At 69.6% G+C, this 22,706-nt stretch carries 18 protein-coding genes and 4 pseudogenes; 12 read left to right on the top strand and 10 right to left on the bottom strand.

Annotation, left to right across the window (positions count from 1 at the left end; genetic code table 11):
- Positions 1-241: 241 nt before the first annotated feature.
- The gene (locus tag ACZ32T_RS22400; RefSeq protein ID WP_467368593.1) at positions 242-538 is read right to left on the bottom strand and encodes a hypothetical protein; all 297 of its coding nucleotides are present in this window, start codon (positions 536-538) and stop codon (positions 242-244) included.
- A gap of 88 nt (positions 539-626) precedes the next feature.
- Between ACZ32T_RS22400 and ACZ32T_RS22395 the strand changes: the two genes are divergently transcribed.
- Both ACZ32T_RS22395 and ACZ32T_RS22390 read left to right on the top strand, forming a co-directional pair.
- Entirely contained in the window at positions 627-1,421 is a 795-nt protein-coding gene (locus ACZ32T_RS22395; protein WP_467368591.1) for a hypothetical protein, read from the top strand.
- Positions 1,414-1,800, top strand: coding sequence for a GntR family transcriptional regulator (locus ACZ32T_RS22390; RefSeq protein WP_467368589.1), 387 nt, complete (start codon positions 1,414-1,416; stop codon positions 1,798-1,800). The genes ACZ32T_RS22395 and ACZ32T_RS22390 overlap by 8 nt, the downstream gene beginning before the upstream one ends.
- Positions 1,801-2,020: 220 nt before the next feature.
- Here the strand turns inward: ACZ32T_RS22390 and ACZ32T_RS22385 are convergent, their stop codons facing one another.
- On the bottom strand, positions 2,021-2,404 hold the full coding sequence (locus tag ACZ32T_RS22385; protein WP_467368587.1) for a DUF6223 family protein: 384 nt from the start codon (positions 2,402-2,404) through the stop codon (positions 2,021-2,023).
- A 231-nt stretch (positions 2,405-2,635) separates the two neighbouring features.
- Here ACZ32T_RS22385 and ACZ32T_RS22380 point away from each other — a divergent pair.
- Both ACZ32T_RS22380 and ACZ32T_RS22375 read left to right on the top strand, forming a co-directional pair.
- Positions 2,636-3,763 (top strand): annotated as a pseudogene (locus ACZ32T_RS22380) (sensor histidine kinase).
- Positions 3,760-4,422, top strand: coding sequence for a response regulator (locus tag ACZ32T_RS22375; protein ID WP_467368585.1), 663 nt, complete (start codon positions 3,760-3,762; stop codon positions 4,420-4,422). The pseudogene ACZ32T_RS22380 and the gene ACZ32T_RS22375 overlap by 4 nt, the downstream one beginning before the upstream one ends.
- Here ACZ32T_RS22375 and ACZ32T_RS22370 read toward each other — a convergent pair.
- Positions 4,386-4,856 carry an Rv3488 family transcriptional regulator gene (locus ACZ32T_RS22370; protein ID WP_467368583.1) on the bottom strand — a complete coding sequence of 157 codons (471 nt, stop codon included), beginning with the start codon at positions 4,854-4,856 and terminating at the stop codon, positions 4,386-4,388. The genes ACZ32T_RS22375 and ACZ32T_RS22370 overlap by 37 nt on opposite strands.
- Before the next feature lie 41 nt (positions 4,857-4,897).
- On the bottom strand, positions 4,898-5,035 hold the full coding sequence (locus ACZ32T_RS22365; RefSeq protein ID WP_467368581.1) for a hypothetical protein: 138 nt from the start codon (positions 5,033-5,035) through the stop codon (positions 4,898-4,900).
- Positions 5,036-5,413: 378 nt separating this feature from the next.
- Between ACZ32T_RS22365 and ACZ32T_RS22360 the strand changes: the two genes are divergently transcribed.
- Positions 5,414-6,403 (top strand): ArsR/SmtB family transcription factor, encoded by a 990-nt coding sequence (locus ACZ32T_RS22360; RefSeq protein ID WP_467271957.1) that lies wholly within the window; start codon positions 5,414-5,416, stop codon positions 6,401-6,403.
- 35 nt (positions 6,404-6,438) lie between these two features.
- Here ACZ32T_RS22360 and ACZ32T_RS22355 read toward each other — a convergent pair whose 3' ends face one another.
- Positions 6,439-6,891, bottom strand: coding sequence for a VOC family protein (locus tag ACZ32T_RS22355; RefSeq protein ID WP_467271954.1), 453 nt, complete (start codon positions 6,889-6,891; stop codon positions 6,439-6,441).
- A 782-nt stretch (positions 6,892-7,673) separates the two neighbouring features.
- Positions 7,674-11,102: a tetratricopeptide repeat protein gene (locus tag ACZ32T_RS22350; protein ID WP_467368579.1), complete on the bottom strand. Its 3,429-nt coding sequence runs from the start codon at positions 11,100-11,102 to the stop codon at positions 7,674-7,676.
- 203 nt (positions 11,103-11,305) lie between these two features.
- Here ACZ32T_RS22350 and ACZ32T_RS22345 point away from each other — a divergent pair, with 203 nt between their 5' ends.
- Positions 11,306-11,488 carry a hypothetical protein gene (locus ACZ32T_RS22345; RefSeq protein WP_467271948.1) on the top strand — a complete coding sequence of 61 codons (183 nt, stop codon included), beginning with the start codon at positions 11,306-11,308 and terminating at the stop codon, positions 11,486-11,488.
- Between the two features lie 485 nt (positions 11,489-11,973).
- On the opposite strand, the pseudogene ACZ32T_RS22340 reads toward ACZ32T_RS22345, so the two are convergent.
- Positions 11,974-12,068: pseudogene (locus ACZ32T_RS22340) on the bottom strand (transposase); the annotation flags it as partial.
- Positions 12,069-12,614: 546 nt separating this feature from the next.
- Positions 12,615-12,953 (bottom strand): hypothetical protein, encoded by a 339-nt coding sequence (locus tag ACZ32T_RS22335; protein WP_467368577.1) that lies wholly within the window; start codon positions 12,951-12,953, stop codon positions 12,615-12,617.
- A gap of 362 nt (positions 12,954-13,315) precedes the next feature.
- Between ACZ32T_RS22335 and ACZ32T_RS22330 the strand changes: the two genes are divergently transcribed.
- The gene (locus tag ACZ32T_RS22330; protein ID WP_467368576.1) at positions 13,316-14,425 is read left to right on the top strand and encodes a hypothetical protein; all 1,110 of its coding nucleotides are present in this window, start codon (positions 13,316-13,318) and stop codon (positions 14,423-14,425) included.
- A gap of 71 nt (positions 14,426-14,496) precedes the next feature.
- Entirely contained in the window at positions 14,497-15,363 is an 867-nt protein-coding gene (locus tag ACZ32T_RS22325) for a DUF3592 domain-containing protein (protein WP_467368574.1), read from the top strand.
- Between the two features lie 100 nt (positions 15,364-15,463).
- Here ACZ32T_RS22325 and ACZ32T_RS22320 read toward each other — a convergent pair whose 3' ends face one another.
- Positions 15,464-16,276, bottom strand: coding sequence for a MerR family transcriptional regulator (locus tag ACZ32T_RS22320; protein ID WP_467369007.1), 813 nt, complete (start codon positions 16,274-16,276; stop codon positions 15,464-15,466).
- A gap of 108 nt (positions 16,277-16,384) precedes the next feature.
- Between ACZ32T_RS22320 and ACZ32T_RS22315 the strand changes: the two genes are divergently transcribed.
- The 3 genes and pseudogenes from ACZ32T_RS22315 (at position 16,385) to ACZ32T_RS22305 (ending at position 20,251) form a co-directional block, all read left to right on the top strand.
- Positions 16,385-17,896, top strand: a complete 1,512-nt coding sequence (locus ACZ32T_RS22315; protein WP_467368572.1) for an alpha/beta hydrolase — start codon at positions 16,385-16,387, stop codon at positions 17,894-17,896.
- A gap of 1,067 nt (positions 17,897-18,963) precedes the next feature.
- A complete protein-coding gene (locus tag ACZ32T_RS22310; RefSeq protein ID WP_467368570.1) occupies positions 18,964-19,332 on the top strand; it encodes a VOC family protein in 369 nt (122 codons plus the stop codon).
- Between the two features lie 321 nt (positions 19,333-19,653).
- A pseudogene (locus ACZ32T_RS22305) lies at positions 19,654-20,251 on the top strand (transcriptional regulator).
- Between the two features lie 251 nt (positions 20,252-20,502).
- Here the strand turns inward: ACZ32T_RS22305 and ACZ32T_RS22300 are convergent.
- On the bottom strand, positions 20,503-21,687 hold the full coding sequence (locus tag ACZ32T_RS22300) for a hypothetical protein (RefSeq protein ID WP_467368568.1): 1,185 nt from the start codon (positions 21,685-21,687) through the stop codon (positions 20,503-20,505).
- 313 nt (positions 21,688-22,000) lie between these two features.
- Here ACZ32T_RS22300 and ACZ32T_RS22295 point away from each other — a divergent pair.
- Positions 22,001-22,706, top strand: a pseudogene (locus tag ACZ32T_RS22295) (transposase); the annotation flags it as partial.

Raw genomic sequence — 22,706 nt, 5'->3', positions numbered from 1 at the left:
GCGGACGGTGAAAACATCCACCGGGTCATCCGCGTCGTTGGTGAGCAGGGTGAACTCGGGCTGGGTGAGGCCGCCGTCCGTGAGGCGGTAGCGACAAAGAAGGTGGCTTCGCCGTTCGCGTAGCCGCGCCAGCGGTCCTCGGAGTTGAAGAGGGCTCCGTGGTCCACGGACCAGGAGGCGATGGCCGCCCGGTTGCGGAGTCGGCCCCGGTAGCCGCGGTGACCCGGGCCAGGTCTTCCTCCTACGTCTCGGCGAGCGGGGGAGTGGGCCGGACTGCGCGTACCGGGGTGGTGGTTGAGGCCGACCACAGACGACGGCGCAGCGGGTCGAGGATGATCCCGAGGAGGCTTTCGGCGGCAGCTGCGACGGCGACGAAGATCCGGAGGTCGCCGAACCAGTTGGCGGGGCTGAGGAACCAGGCTGCGTGGACGGCGGCGACGCCGATGACGAGGCTGGTCGCGACACTGCCAGTGGACAGAAGCGTGCTGGCGCGCGTCAGGGGAACCGCACCGCTTCGGAACCCGTCTTCCCCTCGCACCGCCTTGTATCGAGCGTTTGACACAAGATACCCGGCCACGGCATCTTGTACTCACCGCTTGATACAAGATGATCCGGGGGATCTCTGCATGCTCGACACCGCCCCGCTCCAGTACCGGTTGCTCGACCACGCGGACCACTACGCCCGCTGGTCCGGTCTGGCCGCCGGCCTCGTGGTCGCGCAGGCGCTGTCCACGCTGGGGGATGTCGAGTTCGAGCAGCGCGTCGTGTTCTGCCTCACGGCCTTCGGCCTGTGCGCGGTGGCGGGTGTCCTGCTCGCCGACGCCCTGACCCTGCGCCCCCAGGAGGCGGTACGCACCGCGAGTCTCGCACCACGCCTGGTCAGAGATCATGTGCCGCCGCACATGGGCCCCCTGATCGCCCTCCAGGGACTCTCCCTCGTCGTCCTGCTGGTGATCACGGCCGCCACGGCCTCCGTCGACCCCGACCGCGTCTTCAGCATGGGAAAGGTCCTCACCCTCACCTGCAACGGGATGCGGGCGACCACCGGCCCCTGGCCCGGCCTGTACTACACCCTCCCGATGTTCGGCGCGCTCGCCATAGCCACCCCCACCTGTGTCTGGGCCCTGCGCCGCATCGCCCACGGTCCGGGTGAGGAGCAGCAGCGCCGCGACCGTGCGTGGGCGGTCACCGGCGCCTGGGGCCTGTTGGTGTCCAGTCAGCAGCTGTACGCCGTGCTGATGGTCTCCCTCGCGCTGACGGAGACTGGCTGCTCCGGCGCGCTGGGCGTGCTCACCTTCTGGGTGTTCTACCCGCTGGCCCTGCTGAACCTGTTCACCGCCGTCTGGTCCCTGGCCACCGTGGTGGCACCGCGGGCCGTCGCCGACGAAGCGGCGGCAGAGGGGTCCTACGACGATGAGTGAGGCCGCCGTCCGCGTCGACACCACCAGTCAGGTCCCGCCGTACGAGCAGATCCGCGCGCAGCTCGCCGCTCTCATCGTCACCGGGCGGCTGGCCGAGGGCGACCGGCTGCCGACCGTGCGCCAGCTGGCCACAGACCTCGGCCTGGCCCCGGGCACCGTCGCCCGCGCCTACCGTGAGCTGGAGGCCGGCGAGCTGATCCGCACCCGTCGGGGCGCGGGTACCCGGGTGGCCGCGCCGCCCACCGGCCCGACCCGCCCGCACGCTGCCCAACTCGACACTCTCGCCCGTGACTTCACTTCGTCCGCCCGCGCCCTGGGCGCCGACACCGAGGCCATACTGGCCGCAGTCCGCGACGCACTGGGCCCGGACCGTGCCTAGGACCTGTCCGCCCAGGGTTCGACTGCAGGGTCTCGCCTCCGCATGGACCCGCTCCTCGGACGAGGGCCGCCCGGCCAGGGCGGACCCTGTCCTCGGGCTGGCTGGCTGCCTCAGCCTGGCCTTCGCTCTTCCGGTGTCCTCGGTGATCTGGGGTGGTGCGGTCCTGGCCCTCGGCGCTGCCGCCTACGGGGTCAGGCGCGTGGTGGCCGCCCGCTCGCCGTCACTCCAGCGCTCGGGAAGTCATCCGGTCGGCAGGCCGGCCAGCGCGGAAGCGGGCCACCACCCGGCGGCCCAGGAACACGCCACCCAGACCCAGCGGGACGGCCAAGACGGCGCCGACGAGCCCGTTGCCCGTGCCGGGGCCCCCGCTGGAGGTCGTCAGGTGCAGCACCGCGAGGATCGTGGCGACCGTCCCCACCGCGATGGCCGACATTCCGCCGGTGCGCGCGCTGCCGGGGCTGATCCGGCCGTCGGCGCGTGCCAGGGCCAGCCAGCCGATCAGCAGGCCGACCAGCCCTGCCCCGAGGGCCAGGTTGGCTCCCGTCCGCCCGTCGCCGATGATCCCGCCCTCGGCGGCCGCAATCAGCACTGCTGAAGTGCTCATCCCGCTCTCCTCCTTCTCGTTGGTGCTGAATCCGAACTGCGATGTGCTTCGAGAATGCGCTCCGGCCCCCCTGACGGTCGTCCCGCAGGCGCAGGCACTTTCCCCTGCCGCATCCGCGGCATCTGGGTACTGCGGACGCGGCAGGCGGCGCACAGGTACCGCGGCCGCGGTAGCCGGCCGCTCGTCCGTGAGCGGGACTCGCCCGCCGCCGCGTCCGGCTACGGTGCACCCATGAACAAGGGGCGGTTCACTGTTCCGGCCAAGGTCACCGACTGGTCGATCGCCGTGGGGGTCGCGGGAACTACTGCTGAGTGGCGGGTTGTCCGGGACCCACCCGTCCGGGGGCCGCGAGGTGCTCGGCCTGGCGCTGCTGGCGGCCGGCGCGCTGGCGCTGGCCGTGCGCCGCCAAGCACCGCTCGCGGTGCTTGGGGTCACCGGGCTGTCCGCAGTCGGTTACCAGGCAGCCGGGTTCGAAGTGCTCTCCGTCTCCTACCTGGTCGCGGTGTACAGCGCCGTATGCGCCGGACACCGCACCGTCACCATGGCCTCTTCCGTTGGCCTGCTGGTCGCGCTCCTGCTCACCGCCCTGATCTCCGCGGGCGGTTCCGCACGCGAGGACGTGGCACAGGCCCGGACCACCCTGGAGATCGCCTGGTTGATCGCCGCCATTGCCGCCGGAGAGGCAGTGCGGCAGGCGGAGCGGCGGGCTGACGAAGCCGAGCGCACCCGCGAGGAGACCGCCAGGCGCCGGGCTGACGAGGAGCGGCTGCGCATCGCGCGGGAACTGCATGACTCGCTCACCCACCAGATCTCGGTCATCAAGGTGCAGTCCGAGGTCGCCGGACATGTGGCCCGTCGGCGGGGCGAGCAAGTACCGGTGACCCTGCTGGCGATCCAGGAAGCCGGCCGGGAGGCGAGCCGGGAGCTGCGCGCGACCCTGGAGGCGCTGCGCGACGACGACATCGCCCCGCCGCACGGACTCGATCACATCCCGCACCTGGTGAAACAGTTCCAGACGTACGGCTCCAGGCCGTGTTGACGATCGCAGGACACCCGCAGGCTGTGTCCGCCGCGGTGGGCCGTACCGCGTACCGAATTGTTCAGGAGTCGCTCACCAACGTCTCCAGGCACGCAGCCGCCACCACCGCCTCGGTGATGATTGACCACCGGCCGGGCGCTCTCGCCATCCGCGTCGACGACGACGGAAAGGCCACACCGGGCACCGCGCCGACGCCCGGCCTCGGGCTGGTGGGCATGCACGAACGTGTCACCGCCCTGGGTGGCCGCCTGCGCACCGAGCCACGCAGCGCGGGCGGCTTCACCGTCCAGGCCGAACTCCCCTTGGGGGGACCGTCGTGATCCGAGTCCTGTTGGTCGACGACCAGCCGCTCCTGCGCAGCGGCTTTCGCGCACTGCTCGACCTCGAGGACGACATCGAGGTGGTGGCCGAAGCCGCCGACGGCGAAGAGGGCCTGGCGCTGGTCAGGAAGGAGCTGCCCGACGTCGCGCTCATCGACATCCAGATGCCGGTTATGGACGGTATCGAGGTGACCCGGCGCATCGCCGTGGACCCGGCCCTGGCCAGCGTGCGCGTCGTCATGCTGACCAACTACGGCATGGACGAGTACGTCTACGACGCGCTGCGCGTCGGTGCCGCCGGGTTCCTCGTGAAAGACGTCCTCCCGGAGGACTTCCTGCACGCCGTGCGCGTCGCTGCCCGCGGCGACGCACTGCTCGCACCCGCGATCACCCGCAGACTCATCGACCGGTACGTCACCCAGCCGCCCCCCACTCGCGTCAGCTGCGGCCTCGAGGAACTGACTGGCCGCGAACGCGAAGCGGTCACCCTCGCTGCACAGGGCCTGTCCAACGACGAGATCGCCGACCGCATGGTCATCAGCCCGATGACCGCCAAGACCCACATCAACCGGGCCATGGCCAAGCTCCATGCCCGCGACCGCGCCCAGCTCGTGGTCCTCGCCTACGAATCCGGCCTGGTGACCCCAGGCAACCGCTGACGCCGCACGCCGCCAAACGGCCAGGCGCTACGGCAGCTCGTCGCCCAGTAATTCACGAGCCAGTTCTTTGAGCGCCCTGCGGTCCTCCGAGCCAGTTCTTTGAGCGCCCTGCGGTCCTCCGCCCGGGCCTTCTTCCCGGCCTCGGTCGCCTTGTAGACGCACCGGGTGCGGCCGTCGACCCCCCGCTGCTCGGAGACCAGCAGCCCGTCGGCCTCGAGCCGGTGCAGCGTCGGATACAGGGTGCCGGGACTGATCTGGTAGCCGTGGGAAGCCAGCTCCTCGGTCATCCACGCACCGTGGATCTCCTCCATGGCGGCGTTGTGCAGGCGGTGCAGCCGCACCGCACCCCGCTGGAACTGCCGCGAAGCGACTGTCCTCGACACGGCCATCAACGAGTGGCTGTAAACGTTGGCTTCGCACTTGCGGCTCACCACGGTGTGAATAAGGGACGGGCTCCTGGGGCCCCGGCCACAGGTCAGCTTTCCGTGGCCGACGACGCGCTGACGGCTGCTGTGAGCAGGCCGGGGAAGAGCCGTGCGAGGTCGTCGTCGCGCACCTCGTTCACGCGTGAGGTGCCGACGTAGTACTCCGAGGGCAACCTGCACAAGACCACGGACACCGACGGCAAGACCGACCTGCGTTGGCGTTCCCGGTGCTGGATCTTCGCTGGTTGTGGTGTTCTTCAGGTGGGTCTGTCGAAAGCTGGTTGGTCTTGAGCCCGTACGTCGGCGCGTCCGGAGCGGACATGCGGGTAGCCGTCGAGGGCCTGATGCCAGGAGGATGTCCGCGGCACTGACGATCTGGATTCTCGGATCTGTAGGGCGGTACGAACCCTGGCATCAGCGCCCGGCTTGCCTCGTCGGACGCTACGGGCAGTCCTGGACGTAGCGGCTGTTCACCGCGGCAAGTTCAGCGCTTCGAGCCGCGAGCCGCTGCACGGAGCCGGGCCGCGCTCGATCGGCTGAGTCGTGTCGGCGGTAGCCTGCTCGACGTGCCGCAGAAGTATGTCGAGTTCCGCCTCGCTTCGGAGGACATCTCCACCGTCCGATTCGGCGTGTCGCCAGGGCATGAGATCGTCCACGCGGTGCGGACCCTCAGTCGACCGCAGGAGCAGCCGCTGCAGTGGGGATGGCTGGGCGCCGTTCGCGACGATGTCCCGCGGGAGTCCCTCGAGTTGCTACGCCTCGTCGTGGGCGAAACCGGGTACGCACCCGATCTGTTCACGTCGGCCGCGTCGTGGGATCTCACGCCTGCGGATGAGATCGAGCGGCTGCGACAGGCGCCGCTCGAGCCGATCTCGGTCGACCTGCGCAAGCGTGCGGTCCGCAGCGCCGGCGTCGCGCGGGCCGCGCTCGAAAGGATGGCGGCCGATCCCGCGAGGATCCGCGCCATGATCGTGCGCCACGTCGAAGCACTCTGGGAGGCCGCACTCGCGCCCTACTGGGCGCAGATCGAACGCATCCTTCATGCGGACATCGGCTCTCGGGTGCGACGGATGACCGCGGACGGTCTGGCCGGCATGGCGGCCGATCTGGGCGAAGGTGTCGAGTGGAGTGCCGACACAGGCTTCGGCACCGTGCGCGTGCGGATGGAACGACACGAGGAGATCGTCGACTGCCAGGGGCAAGGCCTCGTGCTCGTGCCGTCGTTCTTCGGGCGCCACTGCGCGGTGCTCACGGAGCCGCCTGCGCAGCCGACGCTGTTCTACCCCGCGCTCGGAGTGTCCGAGGTGTGGCATCGCGCTGATTCGACGGACGCGCTGGCGGGCCTGCTCGGGGAGAGCCGCGCCGCGGTGCTCGTCGCGCTCGGCGCGCCGCTGTCCACGACGGAGACAGCAGGAGAGGCCGGCATCGCGGCTTCCACCGCATCCCACCACCTCGACGCCCTGCGCGCCGCCGGGCTCATAGCGTCCCGGCGTGCCGGGCGGCGCGTACTGCACGCGCGCACGCCGCTCGGCGATGCGCTCGTCCACCGCGTCTGACGCGGCGGACGAGCGTATCCGGGGCCGGCGCTGGGTCACCGACCGGGAACGAGGTCCGGTCCCGCGCCGTGCTCGGCGACGTACGCCTCAGGACCCTGCTCGGTGGCCTGGGGCTCCATGTAGAGGAACTCGAAGATGTTGCCGTCCGGGTCCTCGAGGGAGCGCCCGTACATGAACCCGTGATCCTGCGCCGATCTCGGCTCACGGCCGCCAGCGGTGACACCGGCGTCGACGGTCCTGTCGACGTGGTCCCGCGAGTCGCGCGAGAACGACAGCAGCACCTGGGCGACCGTGTGCGGGTCGGCGATCTGCTTGTCGGTGAACTGCGAGAAGTGCCCGTGGGTGAGCACCATGAAGTTCGTGTTCTCGTCCCAGACGACGCACGCGGCGTTCTCGTCGGTGAACATCGGGTTGATGTCGCAGCCGAGCGCCGTGTAGAAGGCCTTGCTGCGCTCGAGGTCGGTTGTGGTGATGCTGACGAAGATCATGAGGTCTCCTGATATCGCACGGACGAGTCCTGCAGTTGCCGAGCTCAGCCTGGCACCAGGGTCGTGGGCATCCAATCGATTCGACGTGCGTCGAAAGGTCACGGTGCCGGGTGTGCTAATCGCGAGCGTCGACCGGGATGGGTCGTGCCGTTGACCGTGGCCGGAGTGGTGATCGTGCTGATGGCGTGCGCGTTCGGCGCGTTCCTCGTCCCAAGAAGTCCGAGCCTTGAACCGCGTCGGCCCGATTTCTTGAATACGGCCCGCCGCGTCGGAAATCTGCGATCCCTCGACCCGGGGGTTGCGGGGCTTGCCCCCCCGGTGCTCGAAGGTGCTGCCGCCACCCCGCGACACCCGTTCGTCAAGCGCTCGCGAATTCTTCTCTACGCCCCGTCAGGACCTGCCTGGCAGAGGGCTGGAACGGATTTTCGCGACAACTCGATCGTACGGATCGGATCGCGGACTGTGGCCTCGCGCTCAACCCGGAGCGCACCAACGATCCCCAGGGGGAACCTCATGACCACCGCGTCGAACCTGAACCAGCCCGCCGCCGCGCCGGCTTCCTGGACGAGGTCCGCTTCACCGACATCGAGCACCTCGAGTTCGACCTGTAGCCCCGCCGTACCCCGAACAGCTCGCGAGCCCCTGTCACTGAGCGCTTCAGTTGGCGGATGAGCGGTTGAGTCGGCGAGCTGAGCCTGCAGGTTCACCGGCCTGACTCACCGAAGCCCCGCCCAGCCCAGCACGACTCGCGAACCGCGGGACAGCAGCGCGGCGGATCGTCCTCAGAGGGCCGACAGGGGCTCGGCACCGTCGAAGGGCGCGGTCGCGTCCGGGCAGGTCCATGGCTCGGCAAGGGTGCCGTCCTGGTTCCAGCCGTAGCGCCGCAGCTGCCGGGCCCGGTCGGCTCTGCCCTCTTGTCCGAGGAGACGCACAGCGTCGTCGAGTGCGTACCTGTTGCCGCTGTCGGCGGAACGTCGCCAGGCCGTGGCAGCTGCTTCGTTGCGTCCCGCCTCCTCATAAAGGCGTGCGACGCCACTGAAGTCGTGGCTGCGCAGGAGCAGGGTGACGGCGTCGTCGAGGCGGCGGGACCGGGTCAGCAGAGCCGCCACCGCCGACCGGATGACGAAACCCGGGTCGTCGTCCTCTCCCCACAGATGGTGCACGGCCTCATCGACTCGGCCCTGGGCTTCCAGCAGAAGGACGAGCGGCGTGCGATCCGGGGCGGAGAACCAGCCGCGGCCGGTGCCATGCAGGTACTGGTAGGCGCTGAGGGCCTCGTCGGAAAAACCGGACCGCTCGGCCACACACGCCGCTCTGGCGATCAGGCGGGGGTCCCCGGAGCCGATTCTCGCCTGCATCCAGTCCCGGATTTGCCGCTCGTCCTCGGCTTCGCTGACCGGTGGTGCGGTGGCCCGAGCCGCCACGATCCGGCTGAGCAGGTCCTCGTAGGCGCCGGTGGCGTCCAGGAGCATCGTGGCGAGCATGATCCCGCTTGCGTCGAGGGAGGAGCGGGCCTCTTCCCATTCCTGAACCGCCTGGGCCGCAGTGACATCGGCACGGGAACGCGCGTACGCCTCGACGGACCACAGGAGGAGGCGTTCACCGTTCCCCAGAGGGTCCGCGGCCTCCTGCACCAGGACCAAGGCGAGCGAAGAATGGCCCGCGGCATGCAGCAGCTCGCTCATCCGGCCCAGTGGCCGGGTGCGTTCCACGCCCGCCGGGGAGGGGGGCCCGTCGGTGGCCAGCCACCGGAGCGCCTCCGCCGAACGGCCTGCGGCTTGGAGCGAGGCGACCGCCCGGGCCAGGGCCGGCCCGTCGCCGGCAGCGGCCCACTGATGCAACCACGCCAGCGCCTCGGGTGCGCGCCCGTCGTCCTCCAGCAGGTCGGCCACCCATCCGACGGTGTGGTCGTTGACGGTGGTCGCCCGGGCGGCGGCGTGGTTCTTCAGCCATCGGATGGCCTCGTCGCCCCGGCCGAGCGCCTTGAGACGAGCCACGAATTCATATTCGGCATGCTGGTTGCCGCGATCGGCCAGATCACGGAGCCAACCGATCGCCTCCTCGGTCCTTCCGGCTTCGACCATCACATCCGCCGCCTCGCGCAGTACTTCCGTGTAGTCGCCCTCGTCCAGATCCTTGGTGCTGATCAGCCGCATCCACCACGTGATCGCGTCGTTGACGCGGCCCTGATGGTGCAGCAGTCGCGCCAGGACCGCCCAGTCGTACGTTCCTCCCGAGAAGCTGCAGCGTCTGGGGGCCCAGGTGATCGCCTCGTCGCTCCGGCCTTCCGCGAGCAAGAACCCCATGATCGACCGGTTGACGTAGTAATACTCGCGCTGGGCCTGGTTCGCCCGATCCCACCAGCCTCGAGCCTCTTCGCCGCGCCCGGCGGCGTCCAGGTGGTAGGCCACCAGGCAAGGGGCATCCATGTCACCGGCATCGGCCGCCTCGGACCACCATCGCAGCGCCTCAGCGTCCTGCCCGTTCCGCTGCAGGTAGGTTCCGACGGTGACCATGGCTCGGACGTCGCCCGCCTCGGCGGCCCAGCGCCACCAGGCATGGGCTTCCTCGGCGCGTCCGGCCCGGTCCAGCAGCCGCGCCAGCTTTGCCGCCGACTCCCGGTCGCCGCCGTGCGCCGCACGGTGCAGCAGCAGCGCCGCGTGACGAAGTCGGCCGCGTTCCTCGGCCGCCTGGGCGAGCGCACGCCGGTCCGCGTCACACGGGGCGTGGTCGAGGGCCGCCTGCCAGAAGCTGTCCGGGGGAACCACATCGTGCCGCTGGGTACGGCCGTACTGCTGGAGGTAGTCGGCGAGGGTGACGACGCCGGGGAGAGCGCCCATGTCGGAGGGACGGGGCACGTCCTGCAGCGGCCTGACGACCCGCTTGATCATGGTGCGAGCGTGAGCGAGGGCACCGGTGAACCAGGAATCGGGGTCGGCGGCGGTGATTTCCTTGCGGGTGAGGTAGCCGCGCGCCGCCTCCTGAAGGAAGGTCAGCGGCATCGGCCCGGTGACGCCGAGACGGTGCGCGTCCATCGCCGCGCTGATCAGGGCCTTGCCGTAGGGGGCAGGGCCGTGCGGGTCGGCCGGGTCTTCATAGTGCGCCACCAGGTCTGGTCCGGCGGCCAGCACCTGGGTGATGTCGGTTCCTCCGCTCTCCAGAGCGGTGGCCAGGGACGGGTCGTGCCGGGCGGCGTCACGGACGGCGTCCAGATCGTCGGCGAAGGAGGCGGGAAGGCGGACGTGGTGCGCCTGGGCCAGCAGCGTCCGGGCCTGCCGATGGGGGTCTGGCTGGCCGGAGCCGGGAGGGGTGCCGACGGTGAGCGCCTTGTCGTGGTCGGGCCACAAGGTGGCGAACGCGAGGAACGGGCCGTCGTCGTCGAGGCGGCGCAGGAGCGCGGCCGCGGCGGCCTCACCGGCGGGGCCGCCCAGGTAGTGCTGAGCCTCGTTCAACCACAGTACGGAACGCGGGCTCAGAGCCTTCGCGTTCAGCATGGCCAGGAGGCTGTCGGCATCTGCGGGGAGGAACAGCCGGAAGTCGTCCGGAACCGCCGTCAAGGCTTCCACGGCGGTGCGGGTCTTGCCGGTGCACGACTCCCCGCGCACCACCACCAGTAGTGGCTCGCCGCCGGCCACTGCGGCGATCAGACGGGCCCGCAAGGCGGCGTCGTGAGGGCGCGGCACATAGGTGGGCAGGACGAAGTCGCCGCCCCCCGTCGTCGTGGGTCCGCCCGGCACGGCTGGGTGCACTCCCAGCCGCTTCGGTGACCAGTGCCGTACCGGGCGAGGGCGGTCCGCCAGCGCGTCCTGGCGAGTCCGCCGTTCCTTGTCCTCGAGCGCGCCGAGGGCCTGCTTGCGTTGCAGCGCCTCGTGGTTCGACCGCGTCCGGCGCTGCAACTCGGCCGTCCATGTCCGGTCCCAGCGGTCGTCGTCCAGGAGCTCGGCGACGCTCTCGTCCGAGGACGTGTCGGCCGGGGAGCCCAGCAAGCCCTTGAGGGCAGCCTCCCCTCTGATCAGTTCGAGGACGGCCAGCAACTTGTCCAGCTCTCGCGGGAAGCGTTTCCCCCGCAACCAGGCGCCGACCGTGTCGCGGGACAGCTGCGGCTTGGTGGCCTTGGAAAGCACGTTGTCCGAGGGCCGACCGCCCATCTGGAGCCGTTTGAACTCGCCCACCCGCTGCAGGTCGGTGAAGAAGTCCGGTGTGTCGCCCATGCCCCGTCCCGTACTCGACGGTGTCCGGCCGTGTCGGTTCAGGACACCGCCGGACACTGAGTTCCCCAAGCCCGCCACCAGCTGCCCGGCAGCGGGTCCGTCCAACTCTGTGGCGGCCAGCGGCAGGACACGCCTCAGGACAGGCAATCTCGCACCCATCTGGTCCGCATGACGCAGTGGACCACTCGTCCAAGGAGACCGCGATGTCTACGCTCCAGGTCCTGATGATGCTGCTGGCGCTGTCGGTGGCCCTGCACATCGGCTGCGCCGCCGCCTTCACCGCATGGCGCGCCGGCACGCACCCTGCCGAGGCCCTCCTGGTCGGCGGCGGCGCGACCGGCACCGCCTTCGCCCTGTACCTGACAGCAATCGGCGCCTACCGCTGATACTGAACGCTCAGCTCGCCACGTGAAGTGCTCAGTCACAACCGCGGGCCGGTCCGGGCCCCTGCCATGTGCCGTCGCCGGTCAGCCGGCGGCGGCCTTCTCGTCGGTGAGCGCCCTCTTGACCGCTGGTAGTCCTCGTACGTCACGAGCACCCTCGATACACGGCCTGTAGGCCCTCGGATCTCACGCTCTGCCAACAGGTCGCACTCTCACCCGCCAACCATCGTGGCCAACCCGGCCCCACCCTGTGGCGGTCTGGTTCCCGATCCTGGGGTTCCTCAAGGCGAACCCGGACGAGCACGTCTGCTTCGTCACCGACTCCCGCGCCGCTTCCGTCAACTCGCTTCGACCTGCCATAAGATCAATGATCAAAGTGCTCGTGCGCGGACCCTCGCGCAGGGGACGAACCTGACCAACGGCTCGACGCAGAGGACCGAGGTGCGCGGCCGGGGCGTGCGCGAGCCAGGCGTCGACGTCGGCCTGGAAGTAGCCGCTACGCTCGGGCAGATCGCGCCACGGAGCCCCGGTCCGCAGTCGCCGCAGCACCCCGCTGACCACCGTGCCGGTGATCACGCACGGGCACCACAACCCCTCCGGACGCCGTGACAGCCGCTCTCACCGCGCAGGTGCGTAGCCGCCATATCAGGCCAGCTCGACGCCGCTCCGGAAGACGCCGCCGCCGTAGACCTTCCGCCAGTGATCCAGAAATCGTTCGAGGTCAACAGGCTCCACCGAGCTTTCCACTGTGTGCTCCGACCCCGGGGCTGGAGCGTATGTCCGCCCGCTACGCCAGCCGACGCCCTCGCCGTGCGTCTCCAGGCACGAGCGCCTGGCCGACGACGACCGTGGCCCGGGGGAGCTCCAGGCAGTGCGCGAGCTCAATGCGTTGGAGCAGACCGAGCCCCGCGACGGCGACGAAGCAGGACCGAACGCGCGCTCCGCGGCATCGCGACCGCCCTCGCCGGCGAGATGGCGATCCTGCACACCGAGCCGGCTTACCGTCCGCCCCGTTCCGAGGGGCTGCGGGAGGCTGAGGCGCTGTTCGACACCGCCAGGGACCGCCTCTTCGGGTTGGGCTGCGACGGAGCTGTGTGGGCGGTTCCGTACGCGCGCCGGGTAGAGGCAGCTAATTTCCTGCTCCGCACGGCTCCACGCGCTTGGGCTGAGGCTCTGTTGCGACCGTCGGTGTGTCTTGCTTCGTCTTCGCTCTCGTAGTCGCCTCCTTGCCCTCCTCGTCAACCAGCGCGAGGTGGGTCAGACCTCGCGCCCAGCTCTCTCCGGAGCTGTCGGTGAAGAACATCCAGGGAACGTCCCAGTGAGTCACGTCGGACAGGCCGGCCCAGTGGCCACCCAACTCGGCCTTCTGCTTTTCCATGGGGAAGACCATTTCTGTGCAAGGGGGCAGGTTGTAGGCGGGCAGCAGCAGCAGATGATCTTTGCCTTTGTACGTGATGCGGAAGTACACGCTGACCTCTGTGACCGGGTCGGGCGATTTGTTGACCATGTGAGGCCAGGACGGTCGCATGGTGGGTGCGTACGTGATCGGGATGTCCGATCAGCTGACGTAAGCGTCATGGGTGATCAGGGTCTGCGGGGCGTACTGGCCTGGTGGGGGCGATGATCGTTTCGATCAACTCGTCGAACGGGTGTCACGCAGCTGCGGCCGACCTGGGGCCGACTCGGGGACGTGCTCATCGGCGTGGCCGAGTAGTCGCGCCTGTGATGCCTGGGAGGTGACAACGTCCTTTTCTAGCAACGCCGTTGGAGGGAGAGAGAAAGGCGCCCGGATACCTACCGGGCCACGGCCCGGGCCGCCACAATCTCGGTATGACGATCACGCCGGCACCTCCGAGCGCACCGCCGACGCGCCGCACCCCCCTCGACCTCGCCCGCGGAATCCTCACGGGCGCGGTGATCGGGAGCTCGCTCGCCGCACTCGTCGTCGGCACTGTCCTCGAACGCGTTCCCCTGCTGGTCGGCGGCTTGGCCGTCCCCATCGCCTACGGACTGCTGGTCCTCGCCGCTGGGGCGCCCGAGCGCGCACGCGAGGCGGCCATCGTCCCCCGTACCACGCTCGCCAAGATCGAGAGCCTGCGCGCCACCGGCGGGGAGACCAGCGACGTGCCCGTCCGCTTCGACCTCACCGTCGCCCCGGACGGCGGACCGGCGTACCGCGTCGAGTCGACCCAGTCCGTCAATCTCGTCGACCTGCCCGACTACAAACCAGGCGGCATCGTCGTCGTCCAGTACCCACCGCACCAGCCGTGGGCGGTGAAGCTGGTGAAGCGCCCGACACCGGAATGGGAGGACCGCGCGACCGCGGCCCACATCGATTCAGCGCCCGGCCCGGCCCTGACCGACGAGCGGCCCCCGGACGGCACCGTCGGCGGCTACCTCACCCTCCTCGCCCTGCTGCTCGGCGCGGCCGGCGTGGTCTTCGTCTTCCGGGCCGACCTCTTCGGCGCGGAAGACCCTACCGACCGGCCACCCTCGGCCGCTGGGCCCGCCGACCCCGGAACCTCGTCCACCACGATCGTCTCGGCTGCGTCGGGCACCGTCGCCCTCGGCCCCGGACAGTCCCTGTTTGACGAGGGCCGGCTGCGTTTGGCGGTCGATTCGCTCACCAAGGGCGACGGCAGAAAGCGCCAGGCTCTCACCGTCGTCGTGCAGGACCGCCTGCTCACCGTCGTCTTCACCCCTGCGGGCTCGCAGGCACCCGGCTTCGTCCTGGACGCGCTGCCCTACCCGCGCATCCCCGCCCTCGTCCGCGAGGCCAAAGCCACTCTCGGTGTCCGCTCCCCGCAGACCTGGCAGCTCACCGCCGAGAGCCTGTCCGGCACCCTCACCCTCAGAGTCGGGGTGGCCGGCGCCGACGGCGCCGCCTCGTTGGAGGCGAACGGCCACGGCGAGATCGTGCGGCGCGTCTCGGCGCGCTGACAGACGGACGGGCGCCCGAACGGAGCGGGTGAGCCGGGCGGGGCAGGCTATCAGGACCAGGAGGAGCACGGATGGGCTGGCACGGGTATCTGGCGTTGTGGTGCATCGTCCTCGGCGCCGTCGCGCTCGTCGGATACGGACGGTCGCTGGCCGGGGTGACCCGCGGCCAGCGGGCGGTCCGCGTCATGGGCCGGATCGAACGAGTCACGGAGCCCCGGCACGGGAGCTCGGGACGCGAGGGGATCGCCGTGGTCGTCACCTTCCGCGATCCCGCCACGGGGCAGGAGTTCACCGTCACCAACGACGGCGAGTGCGGCGACCGAATCAGCACGGCCTGGACGGGCCGGGAGATCGGCATCCGCTACCCTCCCGGCCGCCCGCACGCCTACCGCTTCACCACCGACCCGGACGCCGGACGGAGCGGCCTCGGCTGGCCCAACTTCGCGGTCTTCCTGGTCTACGTCGGGCTGGTCGCCGTCGCCTCGATCGACTGGGGCTGGCCGTGGGCCCTCATCGGTTTCGGCGTGCCCTGGACGCTGCTGGGCACGACCTACCTGCCCGGGGCCATACGCGACTCACGCCTACGCATCGAGGGCCTCGCCTCCGGCGGCCCGGTCCCGGGCCGCGTCATCGCCGTACTGAAGGACGTCACCGTCGACGAGGACGGCGAAACCGCCACCAGCCACACCCCGGTCGTCGCCTTCACCACCCACGACGGCACCGCCGTGACCGCCTACCGCACCGTAGGGCTGAGCGATCCCGCCCGCTCGCGCGGCCGGGACCTCACGATCCACTACCGCCCGGACAACCCGGTCGTCTTCACCACAGATCTCGCCGCCGAACACCGCTCCCACGTCGGCGAGATCGCGTTCGCTGTCGGGGCCCTTCTCGTGGGGGTCGCTGCGGCCGTGGCGGGAGGGATCTTGATCGCGGGCTGACGCCCACCGCCCGCAGCTGCCGCATGTGCCTCGTTTCTGTAGGCCGGTATGACACCGCGCGGACAACGCAGACGGGGCATGCGCCCGCCCGGCGCCGCCCTCACGGCTGGACGTCGCCGCTCTCGCTGCCTGAGGTGCCATTCTCGACGAGGATGCTGTGAACGCGTCGCAGCACGTCGAGGTGCGCCCGGTTGTGGAACTCGACCAGTGCGTGCACGACGACCGACTCAGCAACAGTTTTCTCCCGGCGCGAGGACAGCCCGAGGTCCGCCAGGCCGGGATGATCCCGGTGCTGCTGGCGGACCTCGGGTGCCATCCGCTCGGCCAGCCGCTGCCGTACGGCGTCAGGGGCGTCCTCGTCGAGTGCCGCGAATTCCTTTTCGAGCTCTCCACGAGGTCCCGAAAGCTGTTCGCGAAGCGCTGCCATCGCTTCGGGTGTGAGGATGCTGGAGTAGGCCATCAGCAGGGATCGCTGGTCTTCGGGCAGGTCGTCAGTGAGCGTCCTGAAGTCCGGGGGCATGTCGAGCGCGGCCCGGTTGTCCATGATGGCCGCCAGGTCCCGCCGCATCCGCCGTCGGCGTTCGATGTCCGCCGCAAGTTCGGCATCCAGGTCCTGAAGAATCAGCCGTGCTCTTCCCTCACCGCTCTCGACCGAGGGGACATCTGCGAGGGCAACGCCGAGGTCGGTCAGTCTGCGGATACGCAGCAGCCGCACCAGATGACTGACGCCATAACGCTTGTAGCCGTTGGACGCCCGCTCCGGCTCATCCAGCAGGCCGATCTCGTGGTAGTGCCGGACGGCCTTCGCCGTCGTCCCCGCGAGTTCCGCCAGCTGACGGGTACTCCACGCCACCGGGAGCCCCCTCTCCAGGATCATGCCCAACCACCATTGAAAACCCTGCCCCTGGGGCACGGTCAACCCCGGCCGGTACCAGCCCACCAGATGTTGACCGTGCCCCAGGGGCACGGAGTGGGATGGTCGCGACCACCCCACCACGAACCCGGCATGCGGAGACTGGACATGAACCGACAAAGCAATGTCGCCCAGAGCCTGGCCCTCCTGGCGGTCTTTGGCCTGGGTGCCTCGCTGACCACCGTGCCCGCCGCCGCCGAGGAGGCGAAAGCGCCTCAGGTGAAGTGGGGCCAGTGCCCCGACGACGTCGTGGCAGAAGCCGCTCCGACCGTGTTGAAGTGCGCCACCGTGCCCGTGCCGTTGGACTACGCCGAGCCGGAGGGCGAGCAGATCGACCTCACCCTCTCCCAACTGGCGTCCACCAACCCGGGCAAGAGGCGCGGCGTCCTCATGCTCAACCCGGGCGGCCCCGGCGGATCCGGGCTGGCGCTGTCCGCGCTACTGGTGGCCCAGGGCCTGCCCAGCAGCGTCACCGACCGCTACGACCTGATCGGCATGGACACCCGCGGGATCGGTCATTCCGCACCGGTCAGCTGCGGCTTCACCACAGACAGCCCTTACTACTCCAACATCCCGCCCTACGCGGTCGATGACGCCGCAGTTACCGCACAGGCGAAAGTCGCTGAGCAGGCAGCCAAGCAGTGCGCGGACAACGATGACGACGGACGACTGCGCCACCTCACCACCGCCAACACCGCCCGCGACCTCGACCGGATCCGGGCTGCGCTCGGCGAGGGGAAGACCAGCTACCTCGGCTATTCCTACGGCACGGCACTCGGCGCCGCCTACGCGTCAATGTTCCCCGATCGCTCCGACCGGATGGTGCTCGACAGCAACATCGGAGACACCCACCTCGACCGCGAAGGCATGCGCCGCTTCGCACTCGGCATGGAGCAGGCCCTGCCGGACTTCGCGAAATGGGCCGCCCGCCGGCACGACAGCTACGGCCTGGGCCGCACACCCAGGCAAGTCCGGGCGTCCTACCTCGCCCTCGCCGGCAGACTCGACAAGGCCCCCGTCGCAGGGATCGACGGCAACCTCTTCCGGCTTTTGACATTCGGCCACCTGTACAAGCAGACGCAGTACCCGACGCTGGCGCAGACCTGGCAGACGCTACTCGAAGGGGACGAGACTGCGGCCCGCGGCCTGACTGCCACCCCAGATGAAACAGCGGAGAACGGGCTGTCACCGACCGACAACGCCCTGACCGTGTTTCTCGCCGTCACCTGCAACGACGTCCAATGGCCCGAAGACGTCAACACCTACCGGCAGGGCGTCACCGAGGACCGCGAACGCTACCCGCTGTACGGCGCAGCGACCGCCAACATCACACCCTGCGCCTTCTGGCCGTACGCCCCCGCAGAACCGCCCGTGGAGGTCGACACCGAAGGCCCGCGCAACGTGCTGCTTCTGCAGAACCGCAGAGACGCGTCCACCCCCCACCTGGGCGGGAAAATGCTACGCGAGAAGTTCGGCGACCGCGCCCGGCTGATCAGCGTCGACGACAGCGGGCACGGCGTCTACGTCCTGGGCAAGAACTCCTGCGCGCTGAACACCACCACGCGCTACCTCGTCGCCGGTGAGATGCCCACGAAGGACACATACTGCCCCGCAGATTGACCACCGACCACCGAACCCAAAGCGCCCGCAGCCCGCCGACGCCTCCCGGGCGTGCCCGTCGACACCTGTGCAGTAGTTCGGCGTGGGACCCCTGGGCCCCGGCAGCACCGTCACCGCCGCCGGGGCCCCGAGGAAACCCGTCCGTAGTCGTGTCATGAGCCCCACGCCACCGGAGGCGGAGAGGGCCAGGTGCAGGCTCAGCACTGGGGCGGCGGCGAGGCGCGGACCACTCCAGGGGCCTTCAGCCGCACCGGCCACGTTGTGTCTCCTGGGAGCGCTCCTGCTCTCAGACTGAGTCGGCGCAACGTGCCTTCCGTCTCACGCCTGAAGTGTTCGAAGGACACCGGACTCCGCCACAGCGGGGCAGGACGGCAGGGGACGGTGGCGCCGTTGGCTGACCATTCTTCGGCGAGCCGACTGTACAGAGGTGTACTCCCGTTCATCGCTTCGTCAGAGGCCGGCCCTCGGGCGTGGGCGGAGGGCCGCCTCTGCGCTTCCCGCTGCCGGCGGGTGCGCTGCGGTTCCACTCAGCCCCATGATCATTCGTCAGTCGACGGCGCGCAGGGCATCCCTGGCCGCGCTGATGTTGCTCCGCGCTGGCGGTGGCGAGACACGGGCCTCGACCGCTCTGTCCGTCCGGATCCACTGGCAACCCTTCTGGTCCACCTCGCCCGGCCGCACGCCCGCGGCCCGGGTTGACCTGCGGCGGCGGACCGGCGGGCGGGCGGACTGAGAGTGCGGCGTGATGCGGCTGCCGACTCGATGCGGCCCCAGGTCCGACGGCAGCCCGCCGTTAGCGGAAGACGACAAAAACTTCCCGCACCGCTTGCTGCGCTGGGTGGAGGTCAAGGGGCACGACCGGCTGCCCTGCGTCAACGACGGCGAGTGATGTTGCCGCCCGCTTGAAACCTCAGGTCAAGGGGCTGGTGTGACCGGTTCTCGGGGTACTTGCGCTGGTGGTGGGCGCCAGGCTGGGGCGTAGATCGTCGGGCAGGGCGGCTATGCCGATGAGTTCAACGTCCGGGAACGGTCTACCCGGCGACACGACCGTTCTCCATAGGAGTGCCATGTCCACCATCCAGCCAGTGATCCTGACTGCCGACCAGGACGTCCTGCTCGGCTTCTACACAAAGCTCTTCGGCGCCGAGGAGATCTTCCGGATACCGGAGGAAGGGCCGGCCTTCTACCAGGGCTTGCGCATCGGCGACACCGACCTCGGGCTGGTGGCCAAGACGGACCTGGGACCCGGGGCTGCACCGCGGATGCTGCTCAGCATCGGTGTTGACGACGTCGACGAGACGCTCGGCCGCGTGGAGGCTCTGGGTGGCTCTGTCCGCAGTGGCCCCAAGGACATGCCGTGGGGACAGCGCGTCGCCCACATTCAGGACCCTGACGGCAACCCGGTGAACCTGACCCAGCCGATCCCGGCCCGGTGACATACCGGTACGGCGCCTGGAGCGAATCCGCAGCCACGAACGCCAATCCCGACCGGCCCGGCCGGCGCGCTTTCGGGCCGCCCTGCGGTGCTGCTGGCCCGCGCGGACTACGGCTACGGGCGCTTCCTGGCTCGTGCCGCCGAGACCGCAGCGACAGCCGAATCGGCGCGATCCGCGCCCCCAAGGGGGCCAAGGGCGGGCGTCGCGTTGACCCGTCAGGCCGCGCGCCGGGGCAGATTACGGCAACGCGTGTCCCCGATGAAGATCAAGCACGGTGACGGCAAGGCGTCCGGTGAGCACGGTGGGAACGGGGGCCGACTGATGGCCAGCCGCTGGACGGACCTGGGCATGTACAACGCCCGGGGCGTCCTGGGCGCGGACGCGCTCGGTATCGCGATCGAGGGGATGGTGACCGGCATCGCCTCGCCCGTCGACAGTGAACGCGGCTTGGCCGCACGGCTGAACTACCTGACCAAGACGGATGCCGGATACGAGGCGATGGACCGCGCCGGCATCCACGTCTTCCCCCGCACCCTGATGGCCTGGCTCGCCGAAGAGCGGATCCCGAACAAGGCCAACCGGTCCAGGCTCGATGCCGCGTACTGGGACCTGCGTCGCCGCAACGTGGCAGCTGACCTCACAAAGCGGCTCAACCGCGACGGCCGCGGAACCCGCATCGAGATCAACCCCGTCGACCGGTCCCGCGTAGAGACAAACGCCAGCGGGACATCTCCAGCCGGAGTGTCACCGTGCGGGCGTCTGGGACCGCGCTGTCGACGCCTGGATGAACGACGATGTCGACGAGCTCGATGCCATCTGGGACGAGATCATCGAAGACCTCGGGTCCGAGTACGACGCGTACAGCAACGTCTCCTCCATCGGATGGGCCGGCTCAGAGAGACAAGCGCCCCCTTCCTAGGCATTGGAGCTGCCGGGGAAGGGGGCGCTTCGCATGGTAGCCGGGGGCGTGATGTCACCCAGGTGAGTTTCAGCAGCGCGAGCACAGTGGGGAATGGCGCGGCGCCGCACACCATGGGGGCTGCGCAGACTCGAAGTCATGCTTCTTCGGAGCGCCGCGCACGTGGAGGAGGACCGGTCGGTCGCGCTTCGGTGCCGCGAGCTCGGTCGGTCATCCTTGCCTCTGCCGAGGTCATCTGGCCGGTACAGCGGTTACATTTCCCGCTTGTCGTAGTGGGCTTGCAGGAAGGCCTCGTACTTGCCCCATTCGAGGACCTCGTGGCCGTAGTCGTTCTTCCGGACGAGCATGACGGCGAACTCTTCTTTGTTCTTGAAGCTGGAGTCGTCCAGCTCGAAGCTCTCCAGGGCGATGAAGTCGTCGCACCAGGCGTCGATGAACAGGGAGACGATGGCTAGGATCACTCCGGCTGCTGCCTGGAGCTGGCCCTTCTTCTTCGTGGGGTCCTTGATTCCTTCGATCAGCTTCTCACTGATCTCGTTGGCCTTCTTCTTGATCTCCTCCAGTACCTTGCTCTTGCCGTGGTCCTCCTCCCAGCCTTCGAGGATCCCGATGATGGTGCCGGTCTCCGGAGGCGGGGGATAGTCCTTCTTGTCGGAGTTGGTAGCGATGAACTGAAGGTAGTTGTAGTCCTGCGTGACCCCGTCTTTGAAGTGTTCGACCGTCTGCGTAGTGCTGGTCAGCCCGTGCTTCTTGGTCGCTGTGTGAATGATGAAGTAGACCTCATCGTCGCCCCACTCGCCGACCGTGTCGGAGTGACACTTGGCTTTGACGAGCTCTACTACCGCGCTGTGAAGAAACCCGAAAAGGCCCCCGGGCAAATCCTCGGCGTCCTCGGCGGGCAGGGGCCGGCTCCAGCCGAGCCGCTGGATGTCCTCGGCTGAGGGCAAGCTCCCCTCGTCCAGCCTCGCGCCGGGCTTGATCACGTTGGGCAGTGCGCTGATGCGGTCCCAGTACTTGGGCAGGTCCCGGGAGGCGTCTGCGTAGCTATAGGAGGAGTCGGTGGTGAGGCCTGCGGTGTCCTCGGGGAAGAGGGCCGCGCTCTGGTCGGCTGCCAGGCCGGCGAAGGCCTGCCCGTAGCCGGCGATCTCGTCGGGGGTGGGGGCGGCGAGGCGTGCGAGGTCGACCAGATCGGTCTCCAGGTCCGTCAGCGGCTTGCTCTCGCTCGCTTTGCGGCAGGCGTTGAGCAGGACGGGGGTGAGGAGGTTGACCGAGCTGTTCGCGGCCAGACGGGCTCCGATGAGCCGGTTGTTGCGGGCGTCGCGTTCCTCCCGCGTCTCGCCTTCCTTGGGCTGCAAAGCGTCGTCGGCGGGCATGGAGCGGACGGATGCGACGGCGGCGTCGAGGGCGTCGGCCAGCATGGTGGCGGTCAGAGCCATATCGGTGGGTGCTCCGTTCGTGTGACAGCAGTGGTGCCTCTACCAGCATTTTTCACTCTGAGTGAGCGCGGTAACCATGCGTCACCCGCACGGAGCCAAGCTCTGGGGCGCCGTATTCTCCGCTCGTCCAGGGCCGGCGCGGCGCGTCACTCCCGAACCCCACGGCCCCGAGTGGGTGGCTGCCGAGTGGATCTACGTCTGGTGTCGAAGGCATCATGGCCGGGCGGCTGACGGGCCGTTACCGGCTGGACTGGCACGGCTGTCGCTCAGGAGTTCCTCTGACCTCCGGGGCCTGGCCTGCGCGCGGCCGGTGGCAGGCGGAAGCGAGGCACTCGTCGTGGTGCCTCGAAGGGATCTCCCCGCCGCGCGGGCCGAAGCCCGCGCCCGCGTCCGGAAGTTGGCCGATGCCGGGGCGCCCGATGCCGGCGGGACGGTGACCGTGGACCTTGACGGGGTGCTGGTTCTCGCGCACTCCGACAAGGAGGACGCCGCACCCACCTGGAAACGGACCTGCGGCCACCAGCCGCTGATGGGGTTCGTCGACCACGGACCGGGCGGCACCGGCGAACCGGTCGCGGCCCTGCTCAGACCGGGCAACGCGGGATCGAACACCGTCGCCGGCCACGTCCTGAAGGTCCCGGCCTCGGCTTGGACGCCGGCCGTCGAGACCGGCGGCCAGGTCCGCGGCGGCGCCTGGGTCGCCGAACTCGCCGGCGACGTCGTTCACGGCTGGCCCAAGGGCATGCGGCTCATCGTCCGGAAGGAACGGCCGCACCCCGGAGCCCAGTTGCGGATCACCGATGCCGACGGCGTGCGGCTGACGTGCTTCGCCACCAACACCGCCGGCCTCCCGATTTCCGAGCTCGAGCTCCGTCACCGACTGCGGGCCCGGGCCGAGGACCGCATCGGGGCCGCGCACGCCATCGGCCTGCGCAACCTGCCCCTGCACACCACCGGGCAGAATCGGATCTTGCTGGAGATCGTGCAGACCGCCCTCGACCTGCTGGCCTGGATGCCGA

The sequence above is a fragment of the Streptomyces sp. NPDC023573 genome, assembly GCF_055559735.1.
This window is presented reverse-complemented; position numbering and strand designations above follow the sequence as displayed.